This window comes from Paenarthrobacter nitroguajacolicus (genome assembly GCF_007786235.1).
GTDB classification, from domain to species: Bacteria; Actinomycetota; Actinomycetes; order Actinomycetales; family Micrococcaceae; genus Arthrobacter; species Arthrobacter nitroguajacolicus_A.
Genome location: NZ_VNFK01000003.1, coordinates 366,802 through 372,881, shown reverse-complemented (window position 1 = coordinate 372,881; position 6,080 = coordinate 366,802). Strand labels below are relative to the sequence as shown.

The 6,080-nt window shown below is 58.9% G+C and carries 7 protein-coding genes and 1 pseudogene; 4 read left to right on the top strand and 4 right to left on the bottom strand.

Annotated features, from left to right (window positions below; all coding sequences use genetic code 11):
• From FQP90_RS23565 to FQP90_RS05705, 3 genes and pseudogenes are all read left to right on the top strand, one after another.
• A pseudogene (locus FQP90_RS23565) lies at positions 1–154 on the top strand (sulfonate ABC transporter substrate-binding protein); the annotation flags it as partial.
• Between the two features lie 97 nt (positions 155–251).
• Positions 252–983 carry an ABC transporter ATP-binding protein gene (locus tag FQP90_RS05710; RefSeq protein WP_144648714.1) on the top strand — a complete coding sequence of 244 codons (732 nt, stop codon included), beginning with the start codon at positions 252–254 and terminating at the stop codon, positions 981–983.
• On the top strand, positions 973–1,917 hold the full coding sequence (locus tag FQP90_RS05705; protein WP_144648713.1) for an ABC transporter permease: 945 nt from the start codon (positions 973–975) through the stop codon (positions 1,915–1,917). Before FQP90_RS05710 ends, FQP90_RS05705 begins: the two co-directional genes overlap by 11 nt.
• 329 nt (positions 1,918–2,246) lie before the next feature.
• On the opposite strand, the gene FQP90_RS05700 is transcribed toward FQP90_RS05705, so the two are convergent.
• The gene (locus FQP90_RS05700) at positions 2,247–2,864 is read right to left on the bottom strand and encodes a DUF305 domain-containing protein (RefSeq protein WP_144648712.1); all 618 of its coding nucleotides are present in this window, start codon (positions 2,862–2,864) and stop codon (positions 2,247–2,249) included.
• Between the two features lie 692 nt (positions 2,865–3,556).
• Between FQP90_RS05700 and FQP90_RS05695 the strand changes: the two genes are divergently transcribed.
• Entirely contained in the window at positions 3,557–4,114 is a 558-nt protein-coding gene (locus tag FQP90_RS05695; RefSeq protein ID WP_144648711.1) for a dihydrofolate reductase family protein, read from the top strand.
• A gap of 50 nt (positions 4,115–4,164) precedes the next feature.
• On the opposite strand, the gene FQP90_RS05690 is transcribed toward FQP90_RS05695, so the two are convergent.
• From FQP90_RS05690 to FQP90_RS05680, 3 genes are all read right to left on the bottom strand, one after another.
• Positions 4,165–4,695 (bottom strand): hypothetical protein, encoded by a 531-nt coding sequence (locus FQP90_RS05690; protein WP_144648710.1) that lies wholly within the window; start codon positions 4,693–4,695, stop codon positions 4,165–4,167.
• A 107-nt stretch (positions 4,696–4,802) separates the two neighbouring features.
• The gene (locus FQP90_RS05685) at positions 4,803–5,357 is read right to left on the bottom strand and encodes a hypothetical protein (protein ID WP_144648709.1); all 555 of its coding nucleotides are present in this window, start codon (positions 5,355–5,357) and stop codon (positions 4,803–4,805) included.
• Between the two features lie 85 nt (positions 5,358–5,442).
• Positions 5,443–5,859 (bottom strand): hypothetical protein, encoded by a 417-nt coding sequence (locus FQP90_RS05680; RefSeq protein ID WP_144648708.1) that lies wholly within the window; start codon positions 5,857–5,859, stop codon positions 5,443–5,445.
• Positions 5,860–6,080: the final 221 nt, after the last annotated feature.

Genomic DNA, 6,080 nt, shown 5'->3' with positions numbered 1-6,080 from the left:
CGACCCGTTGGCAGGAACGTACAACAAACTGCTGGAAGACGGCGTCAAAGCCGGAACCACCCAGAAGGCCGACATCAGCGGCATCTTCGACCTCCGAACCTTGAACGAGGTTGAAGGCAAGAAGACCTCAGCTGCAGGACTCGGCCAAGACTAAGCAAGAACAGGCTGGTCCGCTTCCCTTGCGATTCGCGCGGGGAGCGGACCGGCCTTTAGCCACATCAGCTCTACCAATCAACACGAAGGACGGGACCATGCCAGTCGTACTCGAGAACCTGGGCAAGCGCTTCGGCGACGGCGCCCCGGTGCTGGACGACGTCAACGCCACCATCGCGCAAGGCGAGTTCGTCGCCCTCCTCGGTGCGTCGGGCTGCGGTAAGTCCACCCTGCTGAACATCATGGCGGGACTGGAAAAGCCGACGTCGGGCGCTCTTGAAGTACCAAGCGACGGTGCCGCCTTCATGTTCCAGGACGCATCCCTGTTCCCTTGGCTGACCGCGCGCGGCAACATCGAACTCGCCCTGCAGTTGGCTGACAAGACCAGCACCAAGGCCGGCCGGCGTGAACGTGCCAGCGAACTGTTGGAACTGGTCCACCTAGGTGGCGCGGGGGATAAGCGTCCCCACGAACTGTCCGGCGGCATGCGGCAGCGCGTGGCCTTGGCCCGCTCCTTGGCACAGGATCGTCAGCTCCTGCTGATGGATGAGCCGTTCGCGGCACTCGACGCCATTACCCGCGACCTACTTCATGACGAGCTTGAGCGGATCTGGAAGGAAACGGGCCGGACCATCGTGTTCGTGACCCACAACGTACGCGAGGCCGTGCGACTGGGCCAGCGAGTGCTGCTTTTGTCCTCGCGTCCCGGCCGGGTTGTTGCCGAATGGGAAGTCACCGAGGAACACCGTACCGATGCTGGTCGTGCTGGGGAGTTGACCGGTGTCATCACCCGCCGTCTTCGCGAGGAGATCCGCCGCCATGCCAAGTAACCCCATCACCACCGAAGAGCGGACCCTTCCCGTGACTGAATCCAAAGAGCACATCACCTCGCCGTCGCTGAAGGGCAACGCCTCGGAGCTCCGGGACCTTGAAGCGGGCCTGGACAACCTCCAGTCAGATACGGGCCGCAAGGCCGGCATCGAATGGAAGCGGGTGTTGCTACCCGTTGCCGCACTGGTGGTCCTGATCCTCGCGTGGCAGTTCTACGTTTCGCTCGAATTCAAACGGCGCGACCTCGTGCCTGGACCACTCGACGTGCTCACTCAGTTCGTGACCATGTGGGGCGAAGGCAAGGTCCAGGAAGCGGTGTGGACTTCGCTGCAGCGTGGTGTGATCGGCTTCCTGATCTCCGTGGTCATCGCTACTCCCGTGGGGTTGATCCTGGCTCAGGTAGCTCCCTTGCGCCGCGCGTTCGGGCCGCTCATTTCCGGCTTGCAGGTTTTGCCGTCCGTGGCATGGGTTCCTGCCGCCATCATCTGGTTCGGTCTGACCGACGCCACCGTCTACTTCGTGGTGTTCATGGGCGCTATTCCGTCCATCATCAACGGGCTCATTTCCGGTGTGGACCAGATTCCGCCGCAGTACCGCAGCGTGGGCACGGTCCTCGGTGCGAACCGGCTCCAGATGGCGCTGCAGATCGTCCTCCCCGCAGCCCTCCCCGGATACATCGGCGGTTTGAAGCAGGGATGGGCTTTCTCGTGGCGCTCCCTCATGGCCGCCGAAATCATCGCAGTAGGCGGCACGATCGGGTTCGGGCTGGGCTCGTTGCTGGATCAGGGCCGTCTCCTGTCCGACATGACCATTGTGATGTCCGCGATCCTGCTGATCCTGTTCGTGGGCATCCTGATCGAGCTCCTGGTATTCGGGCCGATCGAGAAGCGACTGCTGCAGCGCCGGGGCTTGTTGGCAGGCAGCAGCCGCTAACCCTTCGGAGATTTTGTACACGTAATGCCCTTAAGAGTGCTTCTTAAGGGCATTACGTGTACAAAAACTCGCCACTAATACCGGCGCCAACGTGGAGATCTCTGAGCAGACACAGCTGGCACACGGTCCTGTGGGGGGCATGCAGGGCCCCGGCGAGGGGTACGTCTACGACCAAACCGTTGAACTGGCAAAATCCGGGGAAGGCTGGAAGATCGTCAGTGTCCTCGGCCCTTCGCATCGACCGCTGCATAACGTCGACTTCCGGACCGCGCGCAAGGGCTCGACGGCGACCTCCCGCCGTCGAGCCCTTGCGTCACCAGACGGTGAGGTTAGAGTCCGGTCAGCAGATCCCGCATTTCCCGAATCTCTGCTTCCTGCGCCGTGACGATGTCCTTGCCTAGCTGGACAGCCTCAGGGTTCTTGCCTTGGGCTATTTCGGTTTTGGCCATGGTCACAGCACCTTCGTGATGCGCGATCATCTGCGTCAGGAAGAGCTTGGCCGCTTCCACACCCTGGACATCCCTGAGCTTCTGCAGGTCCGCCTCGCTCAGCATGCCGTCCATGCCGTGGCCGCCATGCCCGGAGGATCCCATGACAGGCACGTCCCAGCTCGTCAGCCAACCCGTCATCTTCTCTATTTCGGGTGCCTGCGCGTCTTTGATCTTCACTGCCAAGGCAGTCACTGCGGGCGGGATGTCAGCCTTCGCCAGCATGGCGTCGGACATCTCCACTGCTTGAGAGTGATGGGGGATCATCATTTGGGCGAATATGGTGTCCGCTGCGTTGTGCCCGGCGTCGCTGCTGCTCGCAGAGGGGCTGATGGAGGTGCCGGAACTTCCATGGTCCATGCCCGGCATGGAACCGGAGCCGGGGTTGGAAGCGCAACCAGCCAGGGTAAGCAGACCTGCGAGAGCCGCTCCGGTCACAGTGAAGTGAGTTCTGTTCATGAGTAAAAGTCCTTTGCATTTCGGGCGGCGGTGATAGTCAGCCGCCCGGTGGTGAGCAGGTGGTGAATGGATGTACAGTCCCGGCTGTTACCGGACCATCCAGTGCTCACGTGCGGCTGATGCAGAGTTGCCCGGGTGTAGGACCTTGGGGTTGGTAGGACCAGGACGGAAAGATGGTGGGCAGTTCCCACGATGCAGGGGTGAGTTCCCCTGTCGTGTCGGGTGGGGGAGCGCTCAGGGAAGCTGATGTGAGGGATGGGATGCAACTGGCAGCCTGAGTGCAGGAGCAGCTTCCAAATTCCGTGCCGTGATCGTCGCCAGCCGAGGTACCGCTCACTTCATGAGAAGAGCCGTGCGCAGGGTGGGATGAGGAGGTGCTCACTACAGGTGATGCCGCATGAGTCCCATGCGATCCACCTGCCCCATGGGAACCGCTGATGATGTGCATTCCTAAAATGCCCGCCATGACGGCCGCCACCAGAAGCAGAAGCGACGCCCGCCCGAGGCGGGCGGCAGGAGCTTGAGGGGACAGCTGCTTGCTCACGATGCTTCACCACCTTCGTCCACTTCCAGTGCTGACAGTATACCCCCATAGGGTATCTGAGAGTGATTCATTCCTGTTGGTACTCCTGACCCTGGGCATTCCTCCAATTTCCGCTGCGCCATTGCGATTCGCGGCCTAGAATCGTCGAATGGGCCTTCTAACGTTCAGCATCAACGTCACGCTCGATGGTTGCGTGGACCATCAGGAGGGCATCGCCGACGACGAGACGCACGCCCACTTCACGCGTCTCCTGGATCAGAGCGGCGCAATGCTCTGGGGCCGGACTACCTACGAAATGATGGAGGTTTACTGGCCCTTGGTTGCCCGCGGCGAAGTAGAAGCGCCGCCAGCCCTACGCGAGTGGGCGATCACCTTGGAGGGAAAACCCAAGTACGTCGTTTCCACAACGCGGAGCGACTTCCCCTGGACCAACAGTCATCGGCTGGTTGGCCAACTGGGTACGGCCGTTCAGGAACTTAAGGACAGGACTCCCAAAGGGGTGCTTGTTGGCAGCGGGAAACTAGCAACAGAGTTGGACCGATTGGGCCTGATCGACGAGTACAAATTCCTCATCCACCCCATGATCACAGGCCACGGACCCACCCTTTACCAGGGCGGACTGCCCAGCACCCGGCGCCTTGAACTGATCTCGGCCGAGCCGCTCAGTAACGGGGCGGTGGCGATGCATTATCGCCGGGCTGTCTGACGAATGTGCAGGCGTCATGACAACGCCAACCATCCCCATGAACTCCGGTTTTAGAAACCCCCACCGGGATATATGCCCTCGGGCAATGTGAAGCACGGCGAACCGGAATCAATGCGAATCTGATGTGGGGCTAACCCTTCGGCGACAATATAGTTTTCATCGCTTGTGTTGTGAGGGCTTACTTGGACTTCGCAGGATCCTCTGATATCAAGCCTGTTCCCGACTTCGTATTGTCCAATTTGATAGTGGGTTTCGACTTCTTTCAGGATCGGCTCGATTTTGGTTTTTCCGGTGACCGTGATTGTCGTTGAACCATTCCAGCTGTGCTGGGTCTTGTTGCAGGACAAGAGCACGCCCTTCTTCTTCTGATCGATCGAGATAACAGCTTCTTTTGGGATCAGGGCGGCGATCTCCAGTTCCATTGCTTGTGTATGAGCTTTCGCTTGCTGCCATGTCAGCTCAGCATTCATCGTTGCCTCCTGTGTTTTGGCCGCAGTTGGCACAGTCGACTCCGTCGAACTCCCGGTGGGTGGCCCGGCGCAACCGGCAAGCCCGATTGAAACGACCAGCATCAACGCCATGGCGCCGCTCCGAACCCTCATCGAATCGCACTTCCCAGCATGTCCATGAGCGCCTGTTCGTTGTCCTCGCTATTAGAGGAGATGAGGTTACGGTTGTTCATGAGGACCTAAAAATCCCCACCCGGGTAGATGCCCTCGGGCAAGGTGAAGCACTCAGATCCTGATGCAATACGGATTTCGTTTGGAGACAATCCTTCGGAGACGATGTAACTCTCCCCTGGAGCAGGCGGGTCGATTTGGATTCGATAGTTTTCGTTTACATTTCTATCTACGGACACATTTAAGCCATTCGCACGGTAGTGGGCTTCGATGTCCTTCACGACCGACTGGATTTTGGTTCCTTCAGCTACTGTGACCGTGATTGAAGCATTCCAGTTGTGCTGCGTCTTGTCGCAGGACAGAAGCGCGCCCTTCTTCTTCTGATCAATCGAGATGACAGCATCTTTTGGGATCAGCGCGACGATCTCCAGTTGTATGGCTTGTGCGTGGGCTTTAGCTTCCTGCCAGGTTAGTTCAGCTTTCATCGGTTCCTCTTGTGTTTTAGCAGGCGTTGGCACAGCCGACTGGATTGAACCCGTGTTGGGGGTTTTTCCAGCACAAGCGGCGAGCCCGATCGAACCTGCCACCAGCCACAACGCCATGGCACCGCGACGCGCCCTCATTGAGCCACAATTCCAAGCATGTCTTTGAGTACTTGCTCGTTGTTTTCACTGTTTGAGGCGATGAGGTTGTGGTTGTTCATCGGATCTAGAAATCCCCGCCTGGGTAGATGCCCTCGGGCAGTGTGAAGCACGGCGAACCCGAATCGATCCAAATCTCATTAGGTTTAACGCCTCCACCGACGAGGTAACTCTCCCCGGGAGCAGGCGGATCAATTTGGATAAGAAGCTTTTCATCTATATCCATATCGACGGACACCTTGAGTCCGTTCGCCCGGTTGTGGGCTTCGATGTCTTTCACAATGGGATCGATTTTGGTGCCTTCGGCAACCATGACCGTCGTCGAGCCATTCCAATTGTGCTGTGTCTTGTTGCAGGACAGCAGCACGCCCTTCATCTTTTGATCGATCGAGACAGCAGCATCTTTTGGAATGAGGGCGGTGATCTCCAGTTCCATTGCCTGGGTGTGGGCTTTTGCTTCCTGCCAGGTCAGTCCAGCTTTCATCGGCTCCTCCTGTGTTTGAGTCGCAGTTGGCACAGTTGACTCTGTCGAACCCCCGTTGGGTGGCTCGGCGCAAGCGGCGAGCCCGATCGAACCTGCCACCAGCAACAACGCCATGGCACCGCGACGCGCCCTCATCGAGTCACGATTCCAAGCTTGTTTTCAAGCGCTTTCATGTTATTTTCGTTGTTTGAGTCGATGAGGTTGTGGTTGTTCATGAGGAC